At 62.1% G+C, this 25,241-nt stretch carries 28 protein-coding genes; 17 read left to right on the top strand and 11 right to left on the bottom strand.

Annotation, left to right across the window (positions count from 1 at the left end):
* Positions 1–5: 5 nt before the first annotated feature.
* Complete coding sequence (locus HNQ36_RS06870; protein WP_184083328.1) at positions 6–1,469, bottom strand: DHA2 family efflux MFS transporter permease subunit; 1,464 nt, start codon at positions 1,467–1,469, stop codon at positions 6–8.
* A gap of 332 nt (positions 1,470–1,801) precedes the next feature.
* Between HNQ36_RS06870 and guaB the strand changes: the two genes are divergently transcribed.
* The 3 genes from guaB to HNQ36_RS06855 all read left to right on the top strand — a co-directional run bounded on the left by guaB (position 1,802) and on the right by HNQ36_RS06855 (position 5,287).
* Positions 1,802–3,295 (top strand): IMP dehydrogenase, encoded by a 1,494-nt coding sequence (guaB, locus tag HNQ36_RS06865; protein ID WP_184083326.1) that lies wholly within the window; start codon positions 1,802–1,804, stop codon positions 3,293–3,295.
* Positions 3,296–3,483: 188 nt separating this feature from the next.
* Positions 3,484–4,107, top strand: coding sequence for a hypothetical protein (locus HNQ36_RS06860; protein WP_184083324.1), 624 nt, complete (start codon positions 3,484–3,486; stop codon positions 4,105–4,107).
* A gap of 145 nt (positions 4,108–4,252) precedes the next feature.
* A complete protein-coding gene (locus HNQ36_RS06855) occupies positions 4,253–5,287 on the top strand; it encodes an NADP-dependent oxidoreductase (RefSeq protein WP_184083322.1) in 1,035 nt (344 codons plus the stop codon).
* 27 nt (positions 5,288–5,314) lie between these two features.
* On the opposite strand, the gene HNQ36_RS06850 is transcribed toward HNQ36_RS06855, so the two are convergent.
* Positions 5,315–6,157 (bottom strand): metallophosphoesterase family protein, encoded by an 843-nt coding sequence (locus HNQ36_RS06850; protein ID WP_184083320.1) that lies wholly within the window; start codon positions 6,155–6,157, stop codon positions 5,315–5,317.
* Positions 6,158–6,357: 200 nt separating this feature from the next.
* Positions 6,358–7,095 carry a hypothetical protein gene (locus HNQ36_RS06845; protein WP_246395301.1) on the bottom strand — a complete coding sequence of 246 codons (738 nt, stop codon included), beginning with the start codon at positions 7,093–7,095 and terminating at the stop codon, positions 6,358–6,360.
* A gap of 106 nt (positions 7,096–7,201) precedes the next feature.
* On the opposite strand from HNQ36_RS06845, the gene HNQ36_RS06840 reads away from it, so the two are divergent.
* From HNQ36_RS06840 to HNQ36_RS06825, 4 genes are all read left to right on the top strand, one after another.
* Complete coding sequence (locus HNQ36_RS06840; protein ID WP_170978703.1) at positions 7,202–7,624, top strand: MAPEG family protein; 423 nt, start codon at positions 7,202–7,204, stop codon at positions 7,622–7,624.
* 25 nt (positions 7,625–7,649) lie between these two features.
* A complete protein-coding gene (locus HNQ36_RS06835) occupies positions 7,650–8,951 on the top strand; it encodes an RsmB/NOP family class I SAM-dependent RNA methyltransferase (RefSeq protein ID WP_184083318.1) in 1,302 nt (433 codons plus the stop codon).
* A 228-nt stretch (positions 8,952–9,179) separates the two neighbouring features.
* Positions 9,180–10,775, top strand: coding sequence for a glutamine-hydrolyzing GMP synthase (guaA, locus tag HNQ36_RS06830; protein WP_184083316.1), 1,596 nt, complete (start codon positions 9,180–9,182; stop codon positions 10,773–10,775).
* Between the two features lie 50 nt (positions 10,776–10,825).
* The gene (locus tag HNQ36_RS06825; RefSeq protein ID WP_184083314.1) at positions 10,826–11,425 is read left to right on the top strand and encodes a YdeI/OmpD-associated family protein; all 600 of its coding nucleotides are present in this window, start codon (positions 10,826–10,828) and stop codon (positions 11,423–11,425) included.
* Between the two features lie 25 nt (positions 11,426–11,450).
* Here HNQ36_RS06825 and HNQ36_RS06820 read toward each other — a convergent pair whose 3' ends face one another.
* On the bottom strand, positions 11,451–12,101 hold the full coding sequence (locus HNQ36_RS06820) for a Vgb family protein (protein WP_184083312.1): 651 nt from the start codon (positions 12,099–12,101) through the stop codon (positions 11,451–11,453).
* A gap of 33 nt (positions 12,102–12,134) precedes the next feature.
* On the bottom strand, positions 12,135–13,355 hold the full coding sequence (locus tag HNQ36_RS06815; protein WP_184083310.1) for a helix-turn-helix domain-containing protein: 1,221 nt from the start codon (positions 13,353–13,355) through the stop codon (positions 12,135–12,137).
* Positions 13,356–13,533: 178 nt separating this feature from the next.
* On the opposite strand from HNQ36_RS06815, the gene HNQ36_RS06810 reads away from it, so the two are divergent.
* The 5 genes from HNQ36_RS06810 (at position 13,534) to HNQ36_RS06790 (ending at position 17,004) form a co-directional block, all read left to right on the top strand.
* Positions 13,534–14,286 carry a DUF899 domain-containing protein gene (locus HNQ36_RS06810; protein WP_210311945.1) on the top strand — a complete coding sequence of 251 codons (753 nt, stop codon included), beginning with the start codon at positions 13,534–13,536 and terminating at the stop codon, positions 14,284–14,286.
* Positions 14,283–14,543: a hypothetical protein gene (locus HNQ36_RS06805; RefSeq protein ID WP_184083306.1), complete on the top strand. Its 261-nt coding sequence runs from the start codon at positions 14,283–14,285 to the stop codon at positions 14,541–14,543. The genes HNQ36_RS06810 and HNQ36_RS06805 overlap by 4 nt, the downstream gene beginning before the upstream one ends.
* Before the next feature lie 125 nt (positions 14,544–14,668).
* A complete protein-coding gene (locus HNQ36_RS06800; protein ID WP_184083305.1) occupies positions 14,669–15,151 on the top strand; it encodes a DUF411 domain-containing protein in 483 nt (160 codons plus the stop codon).
* Between the two features lie 134 nt (positions 15,152–15,285).
* The gene (gene hchA, locus HNQ36_RS06795; protein WP_184083302.1) at positions 15,286–16,164 is read left to right on the top strand and encodes a glyoxalase III HchA; all 879 of its coding nucleotides are present in this window, start codon (positions 15,286–15,288) and stop codon (positions 16,162–16,164) included.
* Positions 16,165–16,299: 135 nt separating this feature from the next.
* Complete coding sequence (locus HNQ36_RS06790) at positions 16,300–17,004, top strand: PA1136 family autoinducer-binding transcriptional regulator (protein WP_184083300.1); 705 nt, start codon at positions 16,300–16,302, stop codon at positions 17,002–17,004.
* A 9-nt stretch (positions 17,005–17,013) separates the two neighbouring features.
* On the opposite strand, the gene HNQ36_RS06785 is transcribed toward HNQ36_RS06790, so the two are convergent.
* The gene (locus HNQ36_RS06785) at positions 17,014–17,928 is read right to left on the bottom strand and encodes a LysR family transcriptional regulator (RefSeq protein ID WP_184083298.1); all 915 of its coding nucleotides are present in this window, start codon (positions 17,926–17,928) and stop codon (positions 17,014–17,016) included.
* Positions 17,929–18,025: 97 nt separating this feature from the next.
* Here HNQ36_RS06785 and ilvD point away from each other — a divergent pair, with 97 nt between their 5' ends.
* The gene (gene ilvD / locus HNQ36_RS06780) at positions 18,026–19,876 is read left to right on the top strand and encodes a dihydroxy-acid dehydratase (protein ID WP_184083296.1); all 1,851 of its coding nucleotides are present in this window, start codon (positions 18,026–18,028) and stop codon (positions 19,874–19,876) included.
* 37 nt (positions 19,877–19,913) lie between these two features.
* On the opposite strand, the gene HNQ36_RS06775 is transcribed toward ilvD, so the two are convergent.
* From HNQ36_RS06775 to HNQ36_RS06760, 4 genes are all read right to left on the bottom strand, one after another.
* Complete coding sequence (locus HNQ36_RS06775; RefSeq protein ID WP_184083294.1) at positions 19,914–20,459, bottom strand: disulfide bond formation protein B; 546 nt, start codon at positions 20,457–20,459, stop codon at positions 19,914–19,916.
* On the bottom strand, positions 20,459–20,617 hold the full coding sequence (locus tag HNQ36_RS06770; protein ID WP_170978704.1) for a DUF5993 family protein: 159 nt from the start codon (positions 20,615–20,617) through the stop codon (positions 20,459–20,461). The genes HNQ36_RS06775 and HNQ36_RS06770 overlap by 1 nt, the downstream gene beginning before the upstream one ends.
* A 96-nt stretch (positions 20,618–20,713) precedes the next feature.
* A complete protein-coding gene (locus tag HNQ36_RS06765) occupies positions 20,714–21,196 on the bottom strand; it encodes an SRPBCC family protein (protein WP_184083292.1) in 483 nt (160 codons plus the stop codon).
* Positions 21,193–21,531, bottom strand: coding sequence for an ArsR/SmtB family transcription factor (locus HNQ36_RS06760; protein WP_184083290.1), 339 nt, complete (start codon positions 21,529–21,531; stop codon positions 21,193–21,195). Before HNQ36_RS06760 ends, HNQ36_RS06765 begins: the two co-directional genes overlap by 4 nt.
* Positions 21,532–21,667: 136 nt before the next feature.
* Between HNQ36_RS06760 and HNQ36_RS06755 the strand changes: the two genes are divergently transcribed.
* Both HNQ36_RS06755 and HNQ36_RS06750 read left to right on the top strand, forming a co-directional pair.
* A complete protein-coding gene (locus HNQ36_RS06755; protein WP_184083281.1) occupies positions 21,668–22,255 on the top strand; it encodes a 2'-5' RNA ligase family protein in 588 nt (195 codons plus the stop codon).
* A 33-nt stretch (positions 22,256–22,288) separates the two neighbouring features.
* Positions 22,289–22,636 (top strand): ArsC family reductase, encoded by a 348-nt coding sequence (locus tag HNQ36_RS06750; RefSeq protein WP_184083279.1) that lies wholly within the window; start codon positions 22,289–22,291, stop codon positions 22,634–22,636.
* A 190-nt stretch (positions 22,637–22,826) separates the two neighbouring features.
* Here the strand turns inward: HNQ36_RS06750 and HNQ36_RS06745 are convergent, their stop codons facing one another.
* Positions 22,827–23,429 (bottom strand): PAS domain-containing protein, encoded by a 603-nt coding sequence (locus tag HNQ36_RS06745; RefSeq protein ID WP_184083277.1) that lies wholly within the window; start codon positions 23,427–23,429, stop codon positions 22,827–22,829.
* A gap of 343 nt (positions 23,430–23,772) precedes the next feature.
* Here HNQ36_RS06745 and HNQ36_RS06740 point away from each other — a divergent pair, with 343 nt between their 5' ends.
* Positions 23,773–24,528 (top strand): ABC transporter ATP-binding protein, encoded by a 756-nt coding sequence (locus HNQ36_RS06740; RefSeq protein ID WP_046826574.1) that lies wholly within the window; start codon positions 23,773–23,775, stop codon positions 24,526–24,528.
* Positions 24,521–25,237: an ABC transporter ATP-binding protein gene (locus HNQ36_RS06735; protein ID WP_046826573.1), complete on the top strand. Its 717-nt coding sequence runs from the start codon at positions 24,521–24,523 to the stop codon at positions 25,235–25,237. The genes HNQ36_RS06740 and HNQ36_RS06735 overlap by 8 nt, the downstream gene beginning before the upstream one ends.
* Positions 25,238–25,241: the final 4 nt, after the last annotated feature.

Below are 25,241 nucleotides of genomic sequence, written 5' to 3'. Positions count from 1 at the left end.
CTCGTCTATCCCAGTTTCTGGTCGCGCGCGTCGTGGGTTGATTCCGCGGCGGCGGCTTCCGCGGCTTGCGGGCCTTCCATCGCCGGAACTCTGTGCCCCGAGATTTCGTGGCCCGCATCTTCGGGCAATTTCCAGAATGAGTAAGCCGACAGCGCTGACAGCACGGCGACGATCAGGAACGCCGGCCAGAAGTCGTTCGCGCTGAGTTCCACGGAATGGTTCGCGGCCATCGTCGCCTCGACCGCGAACGCGCCGACCGCGACGCCTGCCGAAATCGCAAGCTGCTGGTTGACGCTGACAAGCGTGGTTGCGCGGCTCATTTCGTCGGGCGAGACTTCCGCATAAGCCATGGTGTTGATCGCGGTGAACTGCAGCGAGCGGAAGAAGCCGCCGACAACCAGAATGATCATGATGAGCAGCAGCGGCGTCGCAGGCGTGAACAGCGCACACGCGGCGAGAAAGAACGAGCTCACCACGGCGTTGATGACCATGATGTTGCGGAATCCGAAGGTGCGGATGATCCGCGCCGCCAGCGCCTTCATCCCGAGCGCACCGACGGCCGAGGCAAATGTCACCATTCCCGACTGGAACGGCGAGAGGCCGAAGCCGACCTGCATCAACAGCGGCAGCAGGAACGGCAGCGCGCCGATCCCAAGGCGATACATGAAGCCGCCGGTGAGACTCGCGCGCAATGTCGGATGCTTGATGAGGGTGAAATCCAGCACCGGCGAGGCGGTGCGTTTCGCATGCCAAAGATAGAAACCCATTGCGATGCCGCCACCGACGATCAGCGCCGTCACGACTCCCCACGACAGCAGGCCAAGCCCTGCGACCGACAGGCCGAAGGCAAGACCGGCGACGCCCAGTCCTGCGAGCACCAGTCCCACGACGTCGAAGCGCTCGGGATTTTCGCTCTTGATGGGATCGATGTATTTCAGCGCGAGCCAGATGCCGAGCAGCCCGATCGGAATGTTGATCAGGAAGATCCAGTGCCATGAGAAGTAGGTGGTGATGAAGCCGCCGAGCGGCGGCCCGATCACCGGACCGATCAGCGCGGGGATGGTGACCCACGCCATCGCGTTGACCAGCGCGCTCTTGTCGATGGAGCGCAGCAGCACGAGCCGCCCGACCGGCGTCATCATCGCGCCGCCGATGCCCTGGATGATGCGCGCGATCACGAAATGGGTGATCGACGTCGACATGGCGCAGCCGATCGAGCCGACCATAAACACGGCGATGGCGACGCTGAACACGGCGCGTGCGCCGAAGCGGTCGGCGGTCCAGCCGCTCGCCGGAATGAACACCGCAAGCGACAACAGGTAGGAAGTAATCGCGAGCTTCAGCGTCAGGGGACTGGTGCCGATGTCCGCGGCGATGGCCGGCAGCGACGTCGCGATCACCGTGGAGTCCATGTTTTCCATGAACAGCGCACAGGCGACGATCAGCGGTATCAGGCGTTCCTTCTGCATCGGCTCGGCTTTGTGGAAGGATCTGCGGATATGGCAGGCTTAAAGGGGTGAACACTCCCCAGATAGGCCAGTCTTGCGAGGCAGGGTCAATAAACTCGTCGTGAACCGCCCCTGTGTGGAAAAGACCGCTGTTAGATAGGCTATTGCAGATGTCCCATGCGCAAAACCCGCCAATTTTCGTGCGAAATGCTTTGAAACGTCATCCCGGCATGCTATCGACCACCGCCAACCCCATTGATGGGCTTCGATTCGAGCGACGCGCCAGCGGACCGCTCGATTTTGCACATCCTGAGGTTTTTACCGCAGCCACGGGCTGCCGAACGGAGTTGGCAATGGCAAAGCAGTTGGGTCAGGGTATTCGCGAAGCCTTCACATTTGACGATGTGTTGCTGAAGCCAGGTCTGTCCGACATCCTGCCGTCCGATGCCGACGTCCGCACCTATCTGACACGCGCGATCCCGCTCAATATTCCGATCATCGCCTCGGCGATGGACACCGTTACCGAAGCCGGCATGGCGATTGCGATGGCGCAGGCGGGCGGCATCGGCGTGATCCATCGGAATTTCGAAGGTGACGGTCAGGCCGCGCAAGTGCGCCTGGTCAAGAAATTCGAATCCGGCATGGTGGTGAATCCGCTGACCATCGGTCCCGACGCCAAGCTGGTCGATGCGCTGACGTTGATGAAGGATCATGGAATTTCCGGCGTTCCGGTGGTGACCGGTGCTGGCCCCGGCAAACCCGGCAAGCTGGTCGGCATCCTCACCAACCGCGACGTGCGCTTCGCCACCGATCCGGAGCAGAAAGTCTCCGAACTGATGACGCATGAAAACCTCATCACGGTGAGGGAGGGCGTTAGCCAGATCGAAGCCAAGCGGCTGCTGCATCAGAACCGCATCGAAAAGCTGCTCGTCGTCGATGAGCAATATCGCTGCGTCGGCCTCATTACAGTGAAAGACATGGAAAAGGCGGTGGCCTATCCGCTGGCTTCGAAGGATGCGCAGGGACGTCTGCGCGTTGCCGCCGCCACCACGGTTGGAGACGCCGGCTTTGCGCGCACCGAGCGGCTGATCGAGGCGGGGGCCGACGTCATTGTCGTCGATACCGCGCATGGTCATTCCATGCGCGTGCTGGAAGCGGTCAACCGCATCAAGCGTCTTTCGAACGCCGTGCAGGTAATCGCGGGCAATGTCGCGACCACCGAAGCCACGCAGGCGCTGATCGATGCCGGTGCGGACGCCATCAAGGTCGGCATTGGTCCGGGTTCGATTTGCACCACGCGCATCGTCGCCGGAGTCGGTGTGCCGCAGCTCACCGCAATCATGGATTCTGTCGAGGCCGCGAAGAAGGCGAACATTCCGGTGATCGCCGACGGCGGCATCAAGTTTTCCGGCGATCTTGCCAAGGCGCTCGCGGCCGGCGCGGATGTCGCGATGGTCGGCTCGCTTCTGGCGGGCACCGATGAGACGCCGGGCGAAGTGTTCCTGTGGCAGGGCCGGTCCTACAAGGCCTATCGCGGCATGGGCTCCGTCGGCGCGATGGCGCGCGGCTCGGCCGATCGCTACTTCCAGCAGGACATCAAGGACACGCTCAAGCTCGTGCCGGAAGGCATCGAAGGGCAGGTGCCTTACAAGGGACCGGTCGCCAACGTTCTGCATCAGTTGGCCGGTGGTCTCCGCGCGGCGATGGGCTATGTCGGTGCGAAAAACCTCGAGGACTTCCACACCAAGGCGGAGTTCGTGCGGATCACCGGCGCGGGCCTGCGCGAAAGCCACGTCCACGATGTGACCATTACCCGCGAAAGCCCGAATTATCCGGGCGGTGGCTAGACACCTTCGTCCAATTTCGGCCCCAACGGCCTGTCAAAACAGGCTACGATTGCGCGGCATCATTTGTGCTCCGCGCAATACGGCCTGCGCGCGCAGTTCGTGCGTGCGCTTCAAACGCATTTAAAGCTCATTGAACCGGCAGCGAATCCGGACGCAATGTTCGCAACATCTCAGAAAAGAAGAACATCATGGTTGACTGGACAGACGACAGGATCACGGCGCTCTCGGATCAGGATCTGAAGAACCTGCTGACCAATGCGGAGCGCAAATCGGTCGCCGACATCGTGGCAAAATGCCAGACCGAGCTTGAGAAGCGCAACGCCGCCAAGCCGCGCAAGGCATCGAAGCCGCGCTCCGAACTGAAAGAGTTCGAGCATGATATGTCCGCACAACTTGCCGAGATCGGCAAGGAGGTTGCGGGCAAGTACGATCTCTCCGAGGAAACCGCGAAAGCGAAGTCCGAAGGCGTGAAGGGCTTCAAGGCGCACCGGCTGCTGGATTCGAAAGGCTACGCCAAGCTCGGCGGCATGCAGCGCGATGGCTCGGTCGCCATCGAGCGCTACATTTCCTATCGCCGCGGCGACAGCACGGCCTATCTCGGGGTCTTTCTGCCGAAGGATGCGCCGGCGGAAGATCACGAATTCCATGTGATCGCTCCCAAGGCGTTTCTCGAGGACGGAAAGCCGGTGGCTGACATTCGCCCCTCTGCGACGGAGAAGCAGAAGCAGCCTGCCGACAGCGGCCTCGCCTTCAAGGATCTGCCGAGTGCAGCCGCAGCGTTCGACAGGGCGCTGGCGAAGCTGACGGCCTGACCCGGCGCCAGCCTCCGGATCAATTCTGTTTTAAACGAACGTCAGGCATGGATGCCATGTTGCTCGGCGCGCGCCGGGCCGCATGGTCATGCGCTGTTCTCTCAGCTAAATAGCGCTCACGTTCATAAGAAACCGAGGAAACATTATGTCCCAGTCAGCCAAGCGTATCGTCCTTGCATCCCGTCCGGTCGGTGAGCCGAAGCCCAGCGATTTTCGCCTTGAAGATTATGCCGTGCCGACGCCGGGGGACGGGCAGCTCCTGTTGCGCACGATCTGGCTGTCGCTCGACCCTTACATGCGCGGTCGCATGGATGATGGTCCGTCTTACTCCGCGCCGGTTCCGATCGGCGGCGTGATGGAAGGCGGCACGGTGTGCGAGGTCATGGCCTCGAACAATCCGGGCTTTGCGAAAGGCGACATCGTTCTCGCGCATGCCGGATGGCAGCAGTATGGACTCTCCGACGGCAAGGGATTGCGCAAGGTCGATCCGAAGGTCGCGCCGATCTCCACAGCGGTCGGTGTGCTCGGCATGCCGGGCATGACGGCCTATACCGGCCTGCTTGAAATCGGCAAGCCGAAGCCGGGTGAAACGGTTGTCGTGGCGGCGGCATCCGGCGCGGTAGGTTCGGCGGTCGGACAGATCGCGAAGATCAAGGGCGCGCGCGCCGTTGGCATCGCGGGCGGCAGGGAGAAATGCGATTACGTCAAGAACGAACTCGGCTTTGACGAGTGTCTCGACCATCGCGATCCCGATCTCGCAGCGAAGCTGAAAGAAGCCTGCCCGAAGGGCATCGACGTCTATTTCGAAAACGTCGGTGGCAAGGTGTTCGAAGCGGTGTTTCCGCGTCTCAACGACTTCGCGCGTATCCCGGTGTGCGGCCTGATCGCTGATTACAGCACGATCTTCGGCAAGGACACGCCGGCGCCGAAATGGGCCAATTCGATCATGCGCGCCATTCTCGTCAAGCGCCTGAACTTCCGCGGCTTCATCGTTCGCGATTTCGCTGCGATGTATCCGGACTTCATCCGCGAGATGCCGCAGTGGCTGCGCGAGGGCAAGCTCAAGCATCGCGAGTTTGTCACCGAAGGTATCGAGAGCGCGCCGAACGCGTTCATGGGGCTGCTCAAGGGCGCGAACTTCGGCAAGCAGCTCGTGCGCGTCGCGCCTGACAAGGCCTGAGCGGTGTCGTGATCTTTCGGCGGCAAGTTACGCTGCCGTCGAGGGCTCAAGAACCGAGAACAGATCGATATTGATCTGTCCTGCCGCGCGAACGTGGCGGACTTCGAATCCGTCGGGCTGGAAGACATATTCCACCAGCCCGACTTCCTTCACGCCGATCAGTTCCTGTTTCGCGTTGGAACGGATCACGAAGGACGACGACGGCGCCCAGATGTGGCGCACGTTGCGGAACGTCGTATCGCGGCGCTGGTGCACGTGGCCGCAGGCGACCAGCTGTAAATTCACGCCATCGAACATATGCACCAGATCGCTGCGCGCGGGCATCGGCACGTAGCGGAACGATGTTGCTGCGGTCTCCGCGTCGTCAGGCGCGTCCTTGTAGAGCGGCTTGTGGATGAACAGCGCCACCGGCTTGCCTTGTGCGGCGGACAGTTGTTCGGCCAGCCATTCGCGTTGCTCTGCCTCGCAGGCGAGGGACGTGTTCATCACCAGCGAGTTCAATCCAATGAAGCACCAGCCCGCCGCATCGAACTGCCAGCGGTCTTCGCCGAACACCGTGATGAAATTCTGCCGGTTCGCCTCGGATACACGCTGCGTGGGCTGCATGCCGATCAAGGTCGGGTTGTCGCCGATGTCGTGATTGCCGGGGAGATACCGGCAATCGACGGGCAGCACGTCGTGCAGGGCCCTTGCGAAGTCGAGATCGTCCGGATGATCCGGGCCGTCGAAGGCGACATCGCCGCTGTTAATGATGAGGTCGGGCCGGTTGTCATCGATGTGCTGGCTGACCCGATGGAAATTCTCGACGAACTCGGGAAACCGGGCGCCGAGATGCGTGTCGGTGATTTGCGTGAGGCGGAAGCTGGACATGGCGTGCTCCTTTGCGGAGCAATCTACACAGCGCGCATGTCAATGAGATGGCTCGCTGCACCAGCGACCACGTTTAAAACAGTCGTCTATCTTTTTCGGGTTCTGCCGCCAAAACGGCGGATAAAAGGAAAATTGTTAGGTGATTCAAATGAAGGGTCGTGAATAATTTTCAGGTCATGCAAATTCTCTCAACCGGTGCCTCACAGCACGCGGTAACGGATGGCGAAGCTGTCGTCGGGCACGCTGCGCGCGGTCTCGGTGGATGCGATGCGGTCAACCAGGTGCCACGGTCCGAACTCATCGGACGGACTCGGGTTCGGCGGCAGCCGCAGTTTGAAAGCGCGTTGCGCCTGACCGGGCAGGCTGAGCACGACCATCCTGTCCGAGGTGCGGAATTTCAGCGGAACGGAGCCGCGCAACACGGCGCGCCCGTCTTCCGTCGCGCGCAGGCCATCGTCGATCCGCGCGAGCGTCTGGTTCTGGTCGGTGAGCAATTCGACCTGCGCTTCGCGCTTCAGGTCGGCGCTTGTTGCCGTCCGCGGCAGTCGGATTTCAAATTCCACTGCGGGCGCCTTGGCCATGAGTCCGAGATGCTTGAGCGCGGCGGTGCGCAGGCTGGTGCCGCCGGCCGCCAGCGCGCCGACCATGAGCACGACACCGAGGCTGCGGACGGCGACGCCGCGGAATGTCCGGTCATCGCCCTTGAGGGTGAGCGTGAGGGCAACCGCCGTGATAAATCCCGCCACGCCGGCCAGCGGGCCGATGACAATGAACGCAGCCAGGTTGTCCGAACCGGAGCCGAGCGAAGCCGCGATCATCGCGGCAGCGGCCCAGCTTCCGAGGGCTCCCAGCACACCGGCAAGAATCGAGATCACATAAAGCATCGCAGCACCCGAGCACGGCTCCACTCGACCTATGGAGCGGAACCTTCTGGGCATTGGTCGTTTCTGTCTGTGATCGGGTTCACAGATCCCGGAGACAATTGTCAGGGGGAGAGGGGGCCGGTATAGCGGTGAGATAACATTCGCATTGGGGGATTTTATTATGACAGTTCAGATGGTTCTGCTGCCGGTCTTCGTGCTGGTTCTGCTGTCCTTCATCCTGATGTTCAGGATGTTTACGGTCCGCACAGGTGCGATCAAGAACCGCGAGGTCCGGGTCTCGGAGGTCGCAGTCGGCCAGAAAGCCTGGCCGACCAAGGCAGCGCAGGTCAGCAACGCTTATTCCAACCAGTTCGAACTGCCGGTGCTGTTTTTCGTGCTGATCGCCCTTGCGCTGCCGTTGCGGCAGGCCGATCTCATCATCGTGCTGTTGTCATGGGTTTTTGTGGTGACGCGCTACATTCACGCCGGCGTCTATGCTACCTCGAACAACCTGAAGGCGCGGTTCTCGGCATTCGCCGCCGGTGCGCTTGTCCTTCTCATCATGTGGGTCTATTTCGCGCTCAAGCTGTTGCTCGCGATCTGACGACCGCCACTTCTGAAAGACCATCATGACGCCTGCCGCGCGGCTCTCCGCAGCTATCGAGATTCTTGGCGCCATCGACGCGCAGCGTATTCCAGCGCCGAACGCGCTGAAGGAGTGGGGCACCGCGCACCGCTTCGCGGGCTCCGGCGATCGTGCCGCCATCGCGGGGCTGGTGTTCGATGTGCTTCGCCGCAGGGCATCGTCGGCATGGTTGATGGATGCCGATACGCCGCGCGCGCGATTGCTGGGCATGCTCAAGCTCGAGCGCGGGCTTGATGCCGACGCGGTCGCGGCCCTGTGCGACGGCGGGCGCTTCGCGCCCGAGCCGCTGACGGACACTGAACGCGCCGCGTTGACCTCGCGCAGCCTGAAGGACGCCCCGGCGCACATTGCCGGTGATTATCCGGAATGGCTCGACCCCCAGCTTGCCGCCGTGTTCGGCGATGAGCGGGCGGAGGAAGCTGTCGCCATGGCCAGCCGTGCGCCGCTCGACCTGCGCGTCAACACGCTGAAGGCCAAGCACGAGAAGGTGCTGGCGTCGATGGCGCATCTCGGCGCGAGGGCGACGCCGTGGTCGCCATGGGGATTGCGGATCGATCTCGGCGCGGATGCGCGCAATCCGGGCATTCACTCCGAGGAAGCCTTCATCAAGGGCGGCGTCGAGGTGCAGGACGAAGGCTCGCAGCTTGCCGCATGGCTGAGCGGCGCGAAGCCCGGCGAGCAGGTGATCGACATGTGCGCGGGAGCAGGCGGCAAGACGCTGGCGCTGGCCGCGATGATGCAGGGCAAGGGGCGGCTGATTGCAACGGATCACGACAAGCGGCAGCTTGCGCCGATCCACGAGCGGCTGTCGCGCGCGGGCATTCACAATGCCGACGTGCGCACGCCGAGAGGGCCGGACGATACGCTCTCCGACATCAGGGAGTCGGCCGATCTCGTCGTGATCGACGCGCCTTGCACCGGCACCGGCACGTGGCGGCGCAACCCGGACGCGAAATGGCGTATGCGCCCCGGCGCGCTGGAAGTTCGCATTAAGGACCAGATCGCCGTGCTGGATCGCGCGGCCAGTCTGGTGAAGCCCGGCGGCCGGATCGCCTACATCACGTGTTCGGTGCTGCCGCAGGAGAACAACGAGCAGGTCCGCACCTTTACGGAGCGGCAACCGGAATTCACGGTGGTTCCGCCGTCGCAAGTGGCGTCGGTGCTGTGGGACAAGGCCGATGATTTCATCGCCGCCACGCTGCAATCGCCGGAAGGGCTTTTGATGACCCCGCGCCGGACCGGAACAGACGGGTTCTTTGTCTCGGTTCTGCGCAAGGCGGGATAGGAAATTCAGTGTCGTCCCGGCGAAAGCTGGGACCCATATTCCCTAAGCGTGGTTGCTTAGGTGTGATGTCCGACGAACCTCATGGGATTAGGTAGTTATGGGTCCCGGCCTTCGCCGGGACGACCGTGGGGGACATGTGTCACCGCCACCTCCAAAACCTGCCGATAAGCCCGTTTTTGCAGGCATTCCGGGGTTGCGACTCCGCCGCCTGTCGCGTATTTCCTCTCCATGACAGCACACAGCCAGACCGCCCCAGCGACGCCCGATGTGGCGGCCGCTCACGAGAAGATTCTCATCGTCGATTTCGGCTCCCAGGTGACGCAGCTCATCGCGCGGCGTGTCCGCGAGGAGGGGGTCTACTCCGAGATCGTGCCGTTCCAGAAGGCCGAAGCGGCCTTCAGGGCGATGCAGCCCAAGGCCGTGATCCTCTCCGGCGGGCCGGCCTCCGTGCTCGATCAGGACGCGCCGTCCGCGCCGATGTCGATCCTGACCGCTGGCGTGCCGGTGCTGGGCATCTGCTACGGCGAGCAGACCATGGCGCAGCAACTTGGCGGCACCGTCGAAGCCGGACACCATCGCGAATTCGGCCGCGCGCTGATCGAAGTGACCGACAACTGCGCGCTGTTCGACGATGTCTGGAAGATCGGCGAGAAGCATTACGTCTGGATGAGCCATGGTGACCGCGTCACCAAGCTGCCGGACGGTTTTCGTGGCGTGGCGAAAGCGCCGGGTTCGCCGATCTCGGTGATCGCCGACGACAAGCGCAAGTTCTACGCGATGCAGTTTCATCCCGAGGTGGTGCATACCCCGGACGGCGCGAAGCTGATCAAGAATTTCGTGCGCAAGGTCGCGGGGCTGAAAGGTGACTGGACCATGCGCGCCTTCCGCGAGGAAGCGATCGAGAAGATCCGCGCGCAGGTCGGCAAGGGCAAGGTGATCTGCGGCCTGTCGGGCGGCGTCGATTCATCCGTGGCCGCGATCCTGATTCACGAAGCCATCGGCGACCAGTTGACCTGCGTGTTTGTCGATCACGGTATGCTGCGCAAGGACGAAGCCAAGACCGTCGTCGATCTGTTCCGGCATCACTATAACATTCCGCTGGTGCACGTTGACGCGTCGAAGACATTCCTCGGCGAGCTTGACGGCGTCACCGATCCGGAAGTGAAGCGCAAGACCATCGGCCGCCTGTTTATCGATGTGTTCGATGAAGAGGCCAAGAAAATCGGCGGCGCGGATTTCCTCGCGCAAGGCACGCTCTATCCCGACGTGATCGAAAGCGTGTCGTTCACCGGCGGGCCGTCGGTCACCATCAAGTCGCATCACAATGTCGGCGGTTTGCCCGCGCGCATGAACATGAAGCTGGTGGAGCCGCTGCGCGAACTGTTCAAGGACGAAGTGCGCGCGCTGGGCCGCGAGCTCGGTTTGCCGGATGTGTTCGTCGGCCGTCATCCGTTCCCGGGTCCGGGTCTGGCGATCCGCTGCCCCGGCGAGATCACGCGCGAGAAGCTCGACATCCTGCGCGAGGCCGACGCGGTCTATATCGACCAGATCCGCAAGGCGGGTCTTTACGACACCATCTGGCAGGCGTTTGCGGTGCTGCTGCCGGTGAAGACCGTCGGCGTGATGGGCGATGGCCGTACATATGATTTTGTTGTCGGCCTGCGTGCGGTGACATCGACCGACGGCATGACCGCCGATTTCTATCCGTTCGATATGAAATTCCTTGGCGAGACGGCGACCCGGATCATCAACGAGGTGAAGGGCGTCAACCGCGTCGTTTACGACGTGACGTCAAAGCCGCCGGGGACGATCGAGTGGGAATAGGCGCCGGCGCGTCACCGCGACGGGAAGCCCTGTAGGAAGTAGACAAGCGGATGGCGCCCGTAAAAGTCGATCCCGAGAAAGTTCGCGCGTTCAAGGACGCCGCGAGCTTTTACAAGTGGCTTGCGAAGCACCACGACAAGGACGACGAGGTCTGGATCAAGATCCACAAGGTGGATTCGGGTCTCAAATCGATTACTCCCAAGGAGGCCATCGATGTCGTGCTCTGCTGGGGCTGGATCGACGGCCAGCGCAAGGGGTTTGACGACCAGAGCTTTCTGCAGCGCTATTCACCGCGCAGCAAGAAGGGCACCTGGAGCCAAATCAACGTCGACAACGTCGCGCGCCTCATCAAAGAAGGCATGATGACTGAGCACGGCTTGAAGCATGTCGAGGCTGCGAAAGTCGACGGGCGCTGGGACCGCGCCTACAAGAGCGGCAAGGACATGAAAATCCCCGCCGATCTGCAGGTGGCCATCGACGCCGAGCCCAAAGCCAAGGCTATGCTGGCGAAACTCAGCGAGCAGAATCGTTTCGCACTGGCTTTCCGCACCCACAACATGAAGACCGAAGCCGGACGAAAGAAGAAGGTCGAGGCGTTCGTTGAAATGCTCAAGCGCGGCGAGACGATTTACCCGCAGGGCAAGAAGTGAGCGCGTCAATCAAGGCTTAGGCGATTTAGCCAGTCTTCGAGCTTCGCTTTGGCCGGCGTACGGCTCGCAGCTTGCCGCTCGGTCCGCCGCCGCAGAAGAACTGATCGCCGCCGTCGGACTCGAGTCCCGAGATGCCCGTTCCCGACGGCATGGCGAGTTCTTCGAGAACGTCTCCGGTTTGAGGATCGATGCGCCGCAGTTCGCTGTCGTTACCTTCCCAGGTGCCGTGCCAGAGCTCGCCGTCGACCCAGGTGACGCCTGTGACAAAGCGGGTTGACTCGATAGTGCGCTGGATCGCTCCCGTCTCGGGGTCGATCTGATGGATTTTCTTTTCCCGGTACTGTCCGACCCAGAGCGAGCCTTCGGCCCATGCCATCCCGGAGTCGCCGCCGTTACCGGGCGCAGGGATTGTCGCAATCACGCGACCCGACTTCGGGTCAACCTTCTGGATATTCTTCTCGAAGAGCTGAAACAGGTACCGGCCGTCGAAGGCGGTGCCCGCGTGCGCGGGCATATCGATCGTGTGCACGGTCTTGCCGCTCTCGGGGTCGAGAGCGTTCAGCCTGTCGCCGGACGCAAACCAGACCCTTTGACCATCGAACGTGACGCCATGCACTTCCTCCACGCCGGGAAAGGGGCCGTATTCGCGAATGATTTCTGCTGCTGCTCGCTTCATGTTTCCATCTCCATTTGCTTCGATGCAGCCAACCTAGTCACCCGGCAGAGCGGCAGGGAGTAACAATGCGGTCGTGAATCCCGCCACAGGCGGGGTCATCCAGCGGCGTGCGCGCGCACGGCCGAACGATTGCACCTTGCCGGCTTCCGCGAGTTCATCGAGCGCGCGCTGCACGGTGCGCTGGCTGGCGCTGAGCGCAAGCGCGAGCGCTGAGCTCGACCACGACTCGCCGTCGGCGAGGAAAGCGAGCACCGACCCGTGCTCTTCTTCGACCGGCGTTGCCAGCACGACGACATCGCGTGCACGCAGAGGCGCCAGCGCGAACCCGTCTTTCGTCGCAGTTATGTCGGCCAGCGGCCGCAGCGCCTTGCGAAGCCGCCCGATCTCGACACGCAACCGCGCGCGATGCGATTCATCGGCGTGCTTCGCTCTGAATGTCCGCGCGAGCAGCTCGCTTCGCGACACGTCCTTTGGCCACGCTTCGGCGAGCGCGCGGGCAAGCGTGAACAAAACCGGACGCCTTGCGAGCGAGACCGTCGTGCCCGCGTTGCGCACGGCATACCGGCACGCATCCACGACGAGCGCTTTTGACGCCAATAGCGCTTCGACCTCTTCGAGCAGGAGCGGGCGCTCCTCGCCGCGCGCGATGAGCCGCGCCGCAGGCGTGTTCAGAACGCGGGACGCGCTTTCGATCTCTGTCAAAAGCGCGGGGATACGGGCGTCGCGTGCCGCGCGTTCGGCGCGAACGAGCGCGGCGCGTGCTTCCTTCGTGCGGAGGCGGCGCATCGCAATCCCGGCAACCACCAGTTCGTGAGCGGCCAGCCATGCCGGCGGAAAGGGCGACGGGTCGAGTTCGGCAAGTGCATGCTCGGCTTCATCGAGGCTTCCGATCAGGAGAAGACGGCGGACCTCAAGGTGGCGCGCATGTGCGGCATTCACCCAGTCGCCGTGCTTTTCGAGCGCCATGCGCGCCGCTTCGAGCGGCTTCGTCGGCCAGCCCAGATCCCGCGACACCAGCGCAATTTCGGCCTCGGCAACGACGCACCTTGCGCGGGCCACAGCCTCTTTTGGGCCGAAGGCGCGTGCGGCCTTTTGCAGGAGAATTCTCGCGCGGACGAGATCGCCGAGCTGAGCCATCGCGATGCCCCGGAGCGCAAGGGCAGGCGGGTCGTTGCGCAGTGCAACCCGGTTCAGTGCTCCGAGGGGATCACCGGTTGCGAGTGCGCGGGCCGCCGCCGTGATCAGCGAGTCCATCTGAATCCCGCCAAACTTGTCACTCCCACCGTTCGATATCCGCGCCTTAAGCCTATCCCGGAACACGAACGATCGGCAGTGAACGGCGTTACGTTCCTGCCGCGAGAGACGCGCTCATTCGGAGGTTCCGATGACCACGATTACATCACCTAAGGCCCGGAAAGAAGGACAGCACGTCATGAACACACCACCGATTGTATCGCCGCGAGAGTGGGAGGCTGCGCGCGAGCAGCTTCTCGTGAAGGAGAAGGCCCAGACGCGGGCGCGTGACGCGCTGGCCGCCGAACGCCGGCGGATGCCGTGGATGGCCGTTGAAAAATCATACACGTTCGACGGGCCGAGCGGAAAAATGAGCCTGCTCGATCTGTTCGCAGGCCGCCGTCAACTGATCGTCTACCGCGCGTTCTTTGAGCCCGGCGTGCACGGCTGGCCGGAGCATGCCTGCATTGGCTGTTCCCTGGGAGCGGATCAGGTCTCCAACCCCGTCCACCTGAACGCCCGCGACACGACGCTTGTGTATGCCTCGCGCGCGCCGCAGGCCGACATCGCGCGCCTGAAGGCGCGGATGGGGTGGGAGAGAATCCCTTGGGTGACCATCACCGACAGCTTCGACGCAGACTTCGGCGTCGATGAGTGGCACGGCCACAACGCCTTCATCCGCGACGGCGAGCGTATTTTCCGCACCTACCTGATCAACACGCGCGGCGACGAGGCGATGGGCACCGTCTGGAGCTACCTCGATATGACCGCGCTCGGGCGTCAGGAGGAGTGGGAGGACTCGCCGAAGGGCTATCCTCAGGAACGGCCGTACAAGTGGTGGAACTGGAACGACAGCTACGTTCCCGGCGCAGCGCCTGACCCGAAGTGGGTCGCGGTGTCGGACGCCGGAGAGGAAGCGTTCCGGAACAAAGACGGCGGCGCGACAACATGAGCGCGACCTGTTCAGGCGCACCCGACGGCAGGCGGCTGCGCCGGAGCGCAGGTGCGTTCCGGGCCGCCGAGTGGCTGAGCCTCGCGGCCGCGCCGACCTTCGCGATCATGGCGCTGCTGACGGGCGTTGTTGGTGAAAGTGCGCCGGCGATCCTTTGCGCGCACGATGCGTCACCGCTGAGTGGCATGGTCGCGATGTATGGGCTGATGAGTGCCTTTCATTTGACGCCTTGGCTGAAGCTGATCTCCGGCCGGTAACACCGATGTTGCGATAGCGGCTAACCAATCCGTGATTGGATGAGATCGATCGTTCGCGGTAATCCATCCCGCGATGGAATAACAAGGTCTCCGAGGCGCGAGCCACGGCAATGAGGAATGGATTGATGACGATCTCGACACGGCGCACGGTATTGGCGGGAGCGTTACCGATGGCTGCAGCGCTCGTGCTGTCGCGCTATTCGGTTGCGGCCGAGAGCCTGCCCAGGATGACCGTCAATCGCGACCCGGCGTGCGGCTGTTGCGGCGATTGGATCGCGCACGTGAAAGCTGCGGGTTTTTCAGTCGATGAAGTCGAAATTGCCAATCTCGCGCCACTCAAGACGAAGCTCGGCGTGCCGGTAGAGCTTTCCTCCTGTCACACGGCGGAAATCGGCGGCTACGCCATCGAAGGACATGTGCCGGCCGATGCGATCAAACGCTTGCTTGCCGAGCAGCCGCAAGCGAAAGGCTTGGCCGTCGGCGGCATGCCGGTCGGTTCTCCGGGGATGGAAGTCGCGGGAACTCCGCCCGAGGCTTACGACGTCGTCCTGTTCTCGGCCGACGGGCAACGCGTGTTCGCGCGCTATCGCGGAACGCAGGCGATATGAACTAAATCGCCGTCGCCTGCTGATACAACATCATCATTTACCTTGATCGGCGCATGAGGGGAAATCCCTCATGTGCGCTGTGCCGACCTGCACCTATCTTCATCAAACAGCCAACGCGAGTGATGGAGGAAATCATGGCCACCGCGAAATCCGAAGACAAGCGCCCGACGCAGGATCCGGCCGAGAACAACGCCTTCTTTCCTTCCCCATATTCTCTAAGCCAATTCACCTCGTCGAAATCCGATCTCGACGGCGCCAACTATCCCAATGCCTACAAGGGCGGCCGCTGGAAGATTTTGATGATCGCCGCGGACGAGCGCTACCTGCTCATGCAGAACGGCACGATGTTCTCGACCGGCAACCACCCCGTCGAGACGCTGCTGCCGATGTACCATATGGACAAGGCTGGCTTCGAATTCGACATCGCGACACTGTCGGGCAACCCGGTGAAGATGGAGCTTTGGGCGTTCCCGAAAGAGGACGACGCGGTACGGAGCATTTATGACAAGTATCTCGAGAAACTGAAGAAGCCGCTGAAGCTCGCGGATGTGATCGAGAAAAATCTTGGCGGCAACTCCGATTACATCGCGATTTTCATTCCCGGCGGGCATGGTGCGCTGATCGGCCTTCCGCAGAGCGAGGATGTGAAGACCGTCCTGAAGTGGGCCATGGACAAGAACAAGCACGTCATTTCCCTCTGTCACGGTCCCGCAGCGTTCCTGGCAGCGGGTGTCGGGGAAGCGAACGGCGACTATATCTTCAAGGGATACAAGATTTGCGCGTTCCCGGACTCAATCGACAAGCAGACGCCGGAGATGGGCTACATGCCCGGAGGGTTGCCGTGGTTCTTCGGCGAAAAACTGAGCAAGCTCGGTATCGAGATTCTGAACAGCGACATTACCGGCAAGGCGTATCAGGACCGGAAACTGATCACCGGCGACAGCCCATTCGCCGCCAACAATGTGGGCAAGGTGTCTGCCAAGGCGCTTCTCGCGGAAGTCGGCGCAGGCTGATCGGATTAACTGAGACAGGGATTGCGTTTCCGCAGTTCCTGTCTCAGTGCGCCACTCGCCGCTTCCGTTTGAGATGAGGGGAAATTCCTCATAAAGTCAGATAGGCCACCGGTTCCCAATCGGAGACGTCCAGTCATGGATCACCACCTCCGAGCCATCCTGGAGATCGAGAAGAGCGACGGTCTGCCGTCGATCGAGGAGGCGGTGCGAACCGTTGCGCAGCCACTCGGTTATGATCGCTTCGTCATGTTCTCTGCTTCGCCGGCGCGCGACGAGTTGGTCGACAAAATCTACTGGATGGAGGGCGACTGGTTCGGTGATGGCACGATCGTGGACTCCGAAACCTATCTCCACCGCTGCCCTGTGACACGTCACGCTCTCGATACGGACGAACCCTTCTTCTGGACGAAGACTATTTCGGAGCGCGGCGAGAAATATCGCGTGGTTCGAACACCGCGCGGGACCGGCATCCATGGGCTGCAGGTTCCGATCTTCGGGCGCACCGGCCTGGAAGGCGCGATGAGTTTCGGAGGCAAGCGAATCGACGGATCGGCGCAGACCCGTCTTGTGCTGACGCTTGTCGGCACGGTGGCGTTCCATTCAGCCCGCCGGCTGATGGAGGCGCGCGAACAGGATGTCGCCGGGAACCTCTCTCCGCGCGAGCGCGAGGTGTTGCGCTGGACCGCCGCCGGCCGTCGTCAGGCGGATATCGCGGAGACGCTCGGCCTGTCTGAGCGGACGATTGAAAATCATCTGCGCCGCGCGCGCCTCCGTCTCGGTGCAACAACGACGGCGCAGGCCGTTCGAACTGCCATCCGCAGCGGAGAGATCGAAGGGTGATGGAGATGATTACCCCGCGCCACTCACCATCTCCCGCGCGATGCTCACGAAGCGTTCGATGGTCGGCGTGGTGTCTCCCGTGCGCCATGTGATCCCGGTCTCCAGGATCGGAGCGGTGCCTGCCAGATCGATGTAGCTAACGCCGGTGCGTGCGAGGTTGCGCAATGACGCGGGCACGAGTGCGATACCCATCCCGGCAGAGACGAGGCTGATGATGGTTTGCATCTGGATCGCTTCCTGTGCGATCCGCGCCTGTCCGCCGTGCGCCGCGTAATACTCGGTCACGAGATCATGGAATGCCGGCGCGCTTTGCCGGGGAAAGATGATCAGCGGCGCGCCGACGACGGATTCCGGCGCGAGCCGGTCCGCCGCCAGCGAGAGCGTCCCGTCGGCGATCCAGCTTTCCGGCACGGCGGCGATCAGCGGTTCAGTGACGAGCGGCAGATAGGAGAGCGGCTTGGGAAATGCCGCGCTCGGCGGAGGGATCACCAGACCGACGTGGCCGTTGCCCTCAAGCAGGTTTGCGATCTGCACGTTGCTGGTCGCTTCGGTCAGCGAGATTTCGACATTTGGAAACAGCGACGCGTAGCGGCGCACCAGCAGGGGCAGGATGCTGTAGTCGGCGGTGCTGACGAACGAGAGCGCGAGATGGCCGGCGGTGCCGTCGCGCAACTGATGCGCGATCCCGGGCAGGGCTTTCACGCCGTCGAGCGCGCCGCGGACATGTGAGAGCCACTCCGCGCCGAACGGCGTCAGCGCGACGCTGCGTTTGGTCCGTACGAACAGCGGTGCGCCAAGCTCGCGCTCCAGGGTCATGATGGATTGGCTGAGCGGCGGCTGGGTCATGCCGAGCCGTTCGGCGGCGCGGCCGAAATGCAGCGTGTCGGCCACGGCCGCGAAGTGCCTGAGCTGGCGGATGTCCATTTAATACTCTGAGTGACCTAGTTCCTTCCTAATAATATATTTTACAGGGCTGCATAACCCCCTTATTGGAAGCATTCCAATCTAGGGGAACAAGAACATGCCGGTATACCGCTCCAGAACCTCGACCCATGGCCGCAACATGGCCGGCGCCCGCGGCCTTTGGCGCGCGACAGGCATGAAGGACGAGGATTTCGGCAAGCCGATCATCGCCATCGCCAACAGCTTCACCCAATTCGTGCCGGGCCACGTCCATCTGAAGGATCTGGGGCAGCTCGTCGCCGGCGAAATTGAATCCGCAGGCGGCGTCGCCAAGGAGTTCAACACCATTGCGGTCGATGACGGCATCGCGATGGGCCACAGCGGCATGCTCTATTCGCTGCCGAGCCGCGAACTGATCGCCGACGCTGTCGAGTACATGGTCAATGCGCATTGCGCCGACGCACTGGTCTGCATTTCCAATTGCGACAAGATCACGCCCGGTATGCTGATGGCGGCGATGCGGCTTAACATCCCGACGGTGTTCGTTTCCGGCGGTCCGATGGAAGCCGGCAAGGTCGTGGTGAAGGGCAAGAAGCGTTCGGTCGATCTGATCGACGCGATGATCGTCGCCGCCGACGACAGCTACACCGATCAGGAAGTCGCTGCAGTCGAGCGCTCGGCGTGTCCGACCTGCGGCTCCTGCTCGGGCATGTTCACCGCCAACTCGATGAATTGTCTGACCGAGGCGCTGGGCCTGTCGCTGCCGGGCAACGGCTCGGTGCTGGCGACGCATGCCGATCGCGAGCGGCTGTTCCGCGAAGCGGGTCATGTGATCGTCGATCTCGCGCGCCGCTGGTACGAGCAGGACGACGCGACCGCGTTGCCGCGCACGATCGCCAACTTCGCTGCGTTCGAGAACGCGATGAGCCTCGACATCGCAATGGGCGGATCGACCAACACCGTACTGCATCTGTTGGCTGCGGCGCAGGAAGGCGAAATCGATTTCACCATCGCCGACATCGACCGGCTGTCGCGCCGCGTGCCATGTCTCTGCAAGGTCGCGCCCGCCAAGAGCGACGTTCATATGGAAGACGTGCACCGCGCCGGTGGCGTCATGGCTATTCTGGGCGAACTCGAACGCGCCGACCTGATCGATACCAGCCTGCCGACCGTGCATGCGCCGACCATGGCCGATGCGCTCAACCGCTGGGACATCGGACGCACCAACAGCGAGTCCGTGCGCAACTTCTTCCGCGCAGCACCCGGTGGCGTGCCGACGCAGGTGGCTTTCAGCCAATCGGAACGCTGGGACGACCTCGACACAGATCGCGAGAAGGGTGTGATCCGCTCGGCGGATCATCCGTTCTCGAAGGACGGCGGGCTTGCGGTGCTGTTCGGCAACATCGCGCCGGAAGGCTGCATCGTGAAAACCGCCGGCGTGGATGAATCGATCCTCACGTTCCGCGGCAAGGCGCATGTCTTCGAAAGCCAGGACGACGCGGTCTCCGGCATCCTCGGCAACAAGGTCAAGCCGGGCGACGTGGTTGTGGTGCGCTATGAGGGACCGAAGGGCGGCCCCGGCATGCAGGAGATGCTGTATCCGACGAGCTATCTGAAGTCGAAAGGGCTCGGCAAGGTTTGCGCGCTGGTGACCGACGGCCGGTTCTCAGGCGGAAGCTCGGGTCTCTCGATCGGCCACGTTTCGCCGGAAGCGGCGGAGGGTGGATTGATCGGTCTGGTGGAGACGGGCGATCCGATCCTGATCGACATTCCGAACCGCATCATCAGCGTCGAACTCGATGACAGCGTTCTCGCGGCGCGGCGCGCGGCGATGGAAGCCAAGGGCAATGCGGCGTGGAAGCCGGTTGACCGGAAGCGCGTGGTGTCGCCAGCGTTGCGCGCGTATGCGGCGATGACGACCAACGCCTCGCGCGGCGCCGTTCGCGACGTGTCTCAGGTCGAGAAATAGTTGCTGACACTTGCTTCAAGCGCTGATGCGAGCGGCGTCAGCGTTTGAGCAATTCATAAACAACCGGGTTGTCGGCGCACGCACTGAGGCCGCATTCCAGCAGCGTCGAGATTACATTCAGCGCCGTCAGGCCGATGACGAGCCATACCGCCGTGCGCGCAAACGCCGACGCGGGAGGCGCGGTGCGGGTACCGTCGAACTGCTTGTCGAACAGCAGGATCGCCGAGATCAACACGATGGCCGCGACAAAGCCCAGCAGCGCCCACGTATAGTAATGATAGCCGAGCATCGCCGAGCCGTAGCCGGCGTCGCCCGGCATGATGTGCAGTAGAACCTGACGCGTCGAGACCATCGCGCCGATGAGAGCCGCCAGCAGCGAAAGTGCGTAGTGGCTGGGGCGTGGTCCGAAGCGGATATTCAGGATCGGTCCGATGGCCAGTGCCGTGAACATGATGCGCTGAAGCAGACACAGCGGGCAGGGGAGTTCATTCAGCATGAACTGCGCGGCGAACGCTGCCGCCAGCACGGCGGCGACAGCGTAGAGACTGAGTGCGTTGAGAGTGACGGCGCGTGCGGGAGTCATCAGAACGACAGCTTCAGCGTATCGGTCGCGTGATGGAGATAGGTCGCGACACACGCAATGAGCACGACGGCGGACAAGGCGAGTGTCAGCGAGCGCGAGCCGCGCCATGCGACGAGCATGACGACAGTGACGGCGAGAAACAGCGCGGTGAATTCCATCGTATCTTCCTGAGCGAAATGCCGCGTTACTTTACGGTAGATTCGTCGATCCACCAGCGGCGTTTCGCTCAGCTTTTTTCGTCTATTCGGTGAAGATTACCCCTTCACGTACGCAGCCAGTTTCCCGAGCGTCTGCATACCGAGTTCGACCGCGCCGAACTTCATGACGGCGTTTCGTGCTTCCACAGACGGGAAGATCGATGTCATGGTCAGCAGCGTGCGGTTCGCGCCCAGCGCTGCGAACGTGACCGCGACTTCGAAGGCACGCGGATCGTTGTCGATATCCGAGTCGTGCAGGTAGGCGAGGCGCTCGCCCGGCAGGATCTCGCGATACACGATGCGGTTCGGATAATCTGTGCCGTCCGGGCCGTGCATGGTGAAGCGAAACAGGCCACCGACACGGCAGTCCATTGCGAGCACTGTGACGGTGAAGCCGTTCGGGCCATACCAGATCTTCAGCGCCTCGGAGTCGGTGAAGGCGCGGAACAGAACCTTTGGCGGCGCGTCGAATTCGCGTTCCATGGTGATGGTCGGTTTGTCCGCAGGCGTGCTCGCCTTCACTTTGAGAGTCGTCGTCATGTGTCAGTTTCCTTTGACTGAATGTCTTTGAGATACAGGTCGAGCTTGCCGAAGCTCTCCTCCCAGAACCGTCGATATTGATCGAGCCATTCGGTCGCTTCCTTCAGCGCCTTCGGTTCCAGACGGCAGGGCCGCCATTGCGCCGAGCGGCCGCGCGTGACGAGGCCGGCCGTTTCCAGAACTTTCAGGTGCTGGGAGACGGCGGGGAGGCTCATGTCGAACGGCTTCGCCAGTTCCTGCACGGAGGTCTCGCCGAGCGCGAGGCGGGCGAGGATTGCCCGCCGCGTTGGATCGGCGAGGGCCTTGAAGGTTGCGTCGAGGGCGTCTGCTGGCATGGTTCAACCTGTATTTAAGTATATGCTTAAATAAGATCTCGCGAGCAGATCGTCAAGCCGGAAAAACCCGCTTGCATTCCGGACCGCGTGAAACCAATGTTCGCGTTTTGTTCCGTTGCGTCATGAGGTGCGGACCATGTCCGAACAACTTGTTTTTCCGGGATTTCCGATGCCGCGCGCGATGACCGATCGCCTGTTCTTTGCCGTTGTCCCGCCGGCTGTCGAGCAGGGCAGGATCATGCAGCGTATCCAGCTTTTGCGTGCGGAGTTAGGACTGACGGGTCAGCCGCTTTTGGCGTCGTGCCTTCACATTTCGCTGCACGGCCTCGGCGACTATTGGGCCGGTTTGCCGGAGGCATTGGTGGAGGCAGCGATGAGGGCCGGGGGCAATGTTTCAACGCCGCCGTTCGAAATCAGCTTTGAGCGGGCAATGAGCTTTTATCGCAGACAGAGAACGCGGGCATTTGTGCTGCGGACGCGCGACGACACGGCTGCGCTCTCATGTCTTCATCGCGCGCTCGGCGACTGCATGAAGGCCCAAGGTCTGGGCAATCGCGTCGCGTCGCATTTCACGCCGCACATGACGCTGCTCTATGACGTGCGCTTGGTGGACGAGCATGTGATCGAACCGCTTCGGTGGGATGTGACCGAACTCGTTCTGGTCCACAGCCTTCTCGGCCGGCGAAAGCACGTTCATCTCGCGCACTGGCCGCTGCGAAGCTAAGTTGCCGCCCTAGAATTTGATCAGGGGGCTGACTTGCCGATCGTCATCTACGGAATCAAGAACTGCGACACGATGAAGAAGGCCCGCGCGTGGCTCGACAAGCACGGTGTCGAGTACAACTTTCACGATTACAAAACAGCGGGCATCGACAAGGACCGCCTCGCGCGCTGGAGTAAAGTGGCCGGTTGGGAGGTTCTGCTGAACCGGGCCGGCACCACGTTCCGGAAATTGCCGGACGCCGACAAAGCCAGTCTGACCGAGAAAAAGGCGATGGCGCTGATGCTCGCGCAGCCTTCGATGATCAAGCGTCCGGTTCTGGAAATCGGCGGCAAGCTGCTGGTCGGCTTCAAACCCGAGAGCTACGCGGCCGCGATCAAATAGCGTTGGGAAACAGAGTCCGGTGCGAACCGGCTAGTGTCCTGTATCCGACGTTTGCTTCGTTCTGCAGCGCCTTCCGAGCAAACGTCGGATACTAAAGGACACTAGCAAATTACAGTTCTAGTGATCCTTTGGTTCTGACATTCGTAAACGTGCCTGCGAAGGATATAATACGAATGTCAGAACCGGATCACTAGGCGAACTCGATCGTGTCGCCGGGCGCGATGCGGCCGGGCAGCTTGTGGAACAGATCGCGGTCGATCACGGAACGCAGAACGGGAACAGGCAGAACGTCGTTGCCGCGCATAAGGTTTCTGATTTCGAAACCGCCCTCGTCGCTGATCGTTTTCAATGAGGCGAGGATGCGGTTGACGCCGGCACCGTCGGAAAACGGCATCAACAATCGTTCGTAATCGACCTTGCGGCCGTAAAGGTCGCTGACCTTTGAGATGGTGTAGACCGGCAGCCGCCGCCGTACGCACTCATAATAGATGGGCATGACGATCGGCTCGAGCTTGGCGCCGAGATACTCGTCGAGGTAGCGGCCCTTGCCGGTGGTGCCATAGGCGCTCGACATCCGGGTGCCGTCACTATCGATGGTGAACCGTGGAATCTCTCCGGCACCATGCACGGTGTAGTAGACGAGGTCGTCCGCTTCATCGGCGATGCGCTCTGGCTGATAGTCGCCAAGTTTCGGCAGCCGATCCTGCCGGGCATACAAACGCAGCCAGCAGTTCAAGAGCTCGCGCTGCTTGATCGATTTCACAATGGCCGGACTGGCGCTTTCGAATTCCATGACGATGTCCCGAAGCGGTGTTGGGAAATGTCCTTGCCAGCAATCATCGGGCTTTGGTCGAAATTTTTCATGAAAAGGGAACTCTGCCGAATATTAGGCTTAACAAGCCGTTTCACGGCTTCTGCCAGCCACAGCCGCTAGAGCCCTAGGCATCGGTGGACATTATGAATTTTGCACGCTACGCATAAACGATGGGCAGCAATGCAGCTTGCGCATCACTCAAATTTCGATACATATTCCGGCCGGTCGCCGGGGTCGAAGGCTTCGGAAGGGCGCAAGGGGCGGCGCCAAATAACGGTCACACGCGAATGGCTTGCGTGAAGGCTGACAGGGGGAAATTTGCTTGTCTGATGAGTTCATTCTTGAGACCTCCGGGTTGACCAAGGAGTTCGCGGGCTTTGTGGCCGTGAGCGACGTCAATCTGAAGGTGCGCCGCGGCAGCATTCATGCGCTGATCGGCCCGAACGGGGCCGGCAAGACGACGTGCTTCAATCTGCTGACAAAGTTCCTGAAGCCGACCCGCGGGCAGATTCTGTACAAGGGACAGGACATCACCGCGATGGCGCCCGCCGATGTGGCGCGGCTCGGGCTGGTACGGTCGTTCCAGATTTCGGCGGTGTTTCCGCATCTCACCGCGCTGGAGAACGTGCGGGTGGCGCTGCAGCGCCAGCACGGCAGTTCATTCGATTTCTGGCGGTCGAAGTCGGTTCTCGATCGTTTCAACGGACGCGCGGAGGAATTGCTCGAAGACGTCGGCCTGAGCGACTTCGCCAAAACGCCCGCGGTGGAAATGCCTTACGGCCGCAAGCGCGCGCTGGAGATCGCCACCACGCTGGCGCTCGATCCGGAGATGATGCTGCTCGACGAGCCGATGGCCGGCATGGGCCACGAGGACATCGACAAGGTCGCGGCGCTGATCAAGCGCATTTCGCAGAAGTACACGATCCTGATGGTCGAGCATAACCTCAACGTCGTCGCCCACCTGTCCGACACCATTACCGTGCTCACGCGCGGCAAGGTGCTTGCGGAAGGCAACTACGCAACGCTCACCAAGGATCCGCGGGTGAAAGAAGCCTATCTGGGAGCAGGCCATGAGTAATGTTGCTGGCTCGCCGGTCCTCTCGGTCAAGAATCTCGAAGCCTGGTACGGCGAGTCTCACATCCTGCACGGGATGAACTTCGAGGTTCGTCCGGGCGAGGTGGTGACGCTGCTCGGGCGCAACGGCGCCGGCAAGACCTCGACGCTCAAATCGGTCATGGGCATCATCGGCAAGCGCACCGGGTCGGTGTCGTTCGAAGGCAAGGATCTGATCCGGCTGCCGGCCGAGAAGATCGCGCGCCTCGGCGTTGCGTTCTGTCCCGAGGAGCGCGGTATTTTCGCCAGCCTCGACGTCAAGGAAAACCTGCTGCTGCCGCCGATCATCCGCAGCGGCGGCATGACCCTCGATCAGATCTTCGAACTGTTTCCCAACCTCAAGGAGCGTCTCGGCAGCCAGGGCACCAAACTGTCCGGCGGCGAGCAGCAGATGCTGGCGATTGCCCGCATCCTGCGCACCGGCGCGCGCTTCCTGATGCTGGACGAGCCGACCGAAGGTCTGGCGCCGGTCATCATCCAGCAGATCGGCAAGATGATCGCGCGGCTGAAGGCCGAAGGCTTCACGATTTTGCTCGTCGAGCAGAACTTCCGCTTTGCCTCGACCGTCGCGGATCGCTTCTACATCGTCGAGCACGGCAAGATCATCGACACATTCGCAAACTCAGAACTCCAGGCCAACATGGAGAAGCTCCACACCTACCTCGGTGTGTAAGGAC

Source organism: Afipia massiliensis (genome assembly GCF_014203115.1).
Taxonomy (GTDB): Bacteria; Pseudomonadota; Alphaproteobacteria; order Rhizobiales; family Xanthobacteraceae; genus Afipia; species Afipia massiliensis.
This window is presented reverse-complemented; position numbering and strand designations above follow the sequence as displayed.

What these genes read in the sequence shown, in the direction of transcription:
- HNQ36_RS06870 (WP_184083328.1), bottom strand. Translation starts at nt 1,469, where the DNA reads ATGCAGAAGGAACGCCTGATACCGCTGATCGTCGCCTGTGCGCTGTTC.
- guaB (WP_184083326.1), top strand. Translation starts at nt 1,802, where the DNA reads ATGGCAAAGCAGTTGGGTCAGGGTATTCGCGAAGCCTTCACATTTGAC.
- HNQ36_RS06860 (WP_184083324.1), top strand. Translation starts at nt 3,484, where the DNA reads ATGGTTGACTGGACAGACGACAGGATCACGGCGCTCTCGGATCAGGAT.
- HNQ36_RS06855 (WP_184083322.1), top strand. Translation starts at nt 4,253, where the DNA reads ATGTCCCAGTCAGCCAAGCGTATCGTCCTTGCATCCCGTCCGGTCGGT.
- HNQ36_RS06850 (WP_184083320.1), bottom strand. Translation starts at nt 6,157, where the DNA reads ATGTCCAGCTTCCGCCTCACGCAAATCACCGACACGCATCTCGGCGCC.
- HNQ36_RS06845 (WP_246395301.1), bottom strand. Translation starts at nt 7,095, where the DNA reads ATGCCCAGAAGGTTCCGCTCCATAGGTCGAGTGGAGCCGTGCTCGGGT.
- HNQ36_RS06840 (WP_170978703.1), top strand. Translation starts at nt 7,202, where the DNA reads ATGACAGTTCAGATGGTTCTGCTGCCGGTCTTCGTGCTGGTTCTGCTG.
- HNQ36_RS06835 (WP_184083318.1), top strand. Translation starts at nt 7,650, where the DNA reads ATGACGCCTGCCGCGCGGCTCTCCGCAGCTATCGAGATTCTTGGCGCC.
- guaA (WP_184083316.1), top strand. Translation starts at nt 9,180, where the DNA reads ATGACAGCACACAGCCAGACCGCCCCAGCGACGCCCGATGTGGCGGCC.
- HNQ36_RS06825 (WP_184083314.1), top strand. Translation starts at nt 10,826, where the DNA reads ATGGCGCCCGTAAAAGTCGATCCCGAGAAAGTTCGCGCGTTCAAGGAC.
- HNQ36_RS06820 (WP_184083312.1), bottom strand. Translation starts at nt 12,101, where the DNA reads ATGAAGCGAGCAGCAGCAGAAATCATTCGCGAATACGGCCCCTTTCCC.
- HNQ36_RS06815 (WP_184083310.1), bottom strand. Translation starts at nt 13,355, where the DNA reads ATGGACTCGCTGATCACGGCGGCGGCCCGCGCACTCGCAACCGGTGAT.
- HNQ36_RS06810 (WP_210311945.1), top strand. Translation starts at nt 13,534, where the DNA reads ATGAACACACCACCGATTGTATCGCCGCGAGAGTGGGAGGCTGCGCGC.
- HNQ36_RS06805 (WP_184083306.1), top strand. Translation starts at nt 14,283, where the DNA reads ATGAGCGCGACCTGTTCAGGCGCACCCGACGGCAGGCGGCTGCGCCGG.
- HNQ36_RS06800 (WP_184083305.1), top strand. Translation starts at nt 14,669, where the DNA reads ATGACGATCTCGACACGGCGCACGGTATTGGCGGGAGCGTTACCGATG.
- hchA (WP_184083302.1), top strand. Translation starts at nt 15,286, where the DNA reads ATGGCCACCGCGAAATCCGAAGACAAGCGCCCGACGCAGGATCCGGCC.
- HNQ36_RS06790 (WP_184083300.1), top strand. Translation starts at nt 16,300, where the DNA reads ATGGATCACCACCTCCGAGCCATCCTGGAGATCGAGAAGAGCGACGGT.
- HNQ36_RS06785 (WP_184083298.1), bottom strand. Translation starts at nt 17,928, where the DNA reads ATGGACATCCGCCAGCTCAGGCACTTCGCGGCCGTGGCCGACACGCTG.
- ilvD (WP_184083296.1), top strand. Translation starts at nt 18,026, where the DNA reads ATGCCGGTATACCGCTCCAGAACCTCGACCCATGGCCGCAACATGGCC.
- HNQ36_RS06775 (WP_184083294.1), bottom strand. Translation starts at nt 20,459, where the DNA reads ATGACTCCCGCACGCGCCGTCACTCTCAACGCACTCAGTCTCTACGCT.
- HNQ36_RS06770 (WP_170978704.1), bottom strand. Translation starts at nt 20,617, where the DNA reads ATGGAATTCACCGCGCTGTTTCTCGCCGTCACTGTCGTCATGCTCGTC.
- HNQ36_RS06765 (WP_184083292.1), bottom strand. Translation starts at nt 21,196, where the DNA reads ATGACGACGACTCTCAAAGTGAAGGCGAGCACGCCTGCGGACAAACCG.
- HNQ36_RS06760 (WP_184083290.1), bottom strand. Translation starts at nt 21,531, where the DNA reads ATGCCAGCAGACGCCCTCGACGCAACCTTCAAGGCCCTCGCCGATCCA.
- HNQ36_RS06755 (WP_184083281.1), top strand. Translation starts at nt 21,668, where the DNA reads ATGTCCGAACAACTTGTTTTTCCGGGATTTCCGATGCCGCGCGCGATG.
- HNQ36_RS06745 (WP_184083277.1), bottom strand. Translation starts at nt 23,429, where the DNA reads ATGGAATTCGAAAGCGCCAGTCCGGCCATTGTGAAATCGATCAAGCAG.
- HNQ36_RS06735 (WP_046826573.1), top strand. Translation starts at nt 24,521, where the DNA reads ATGAGTAATGTTGCTGGCTCGCCGGTCCTCTCGGTCAAGAATCTCGAA.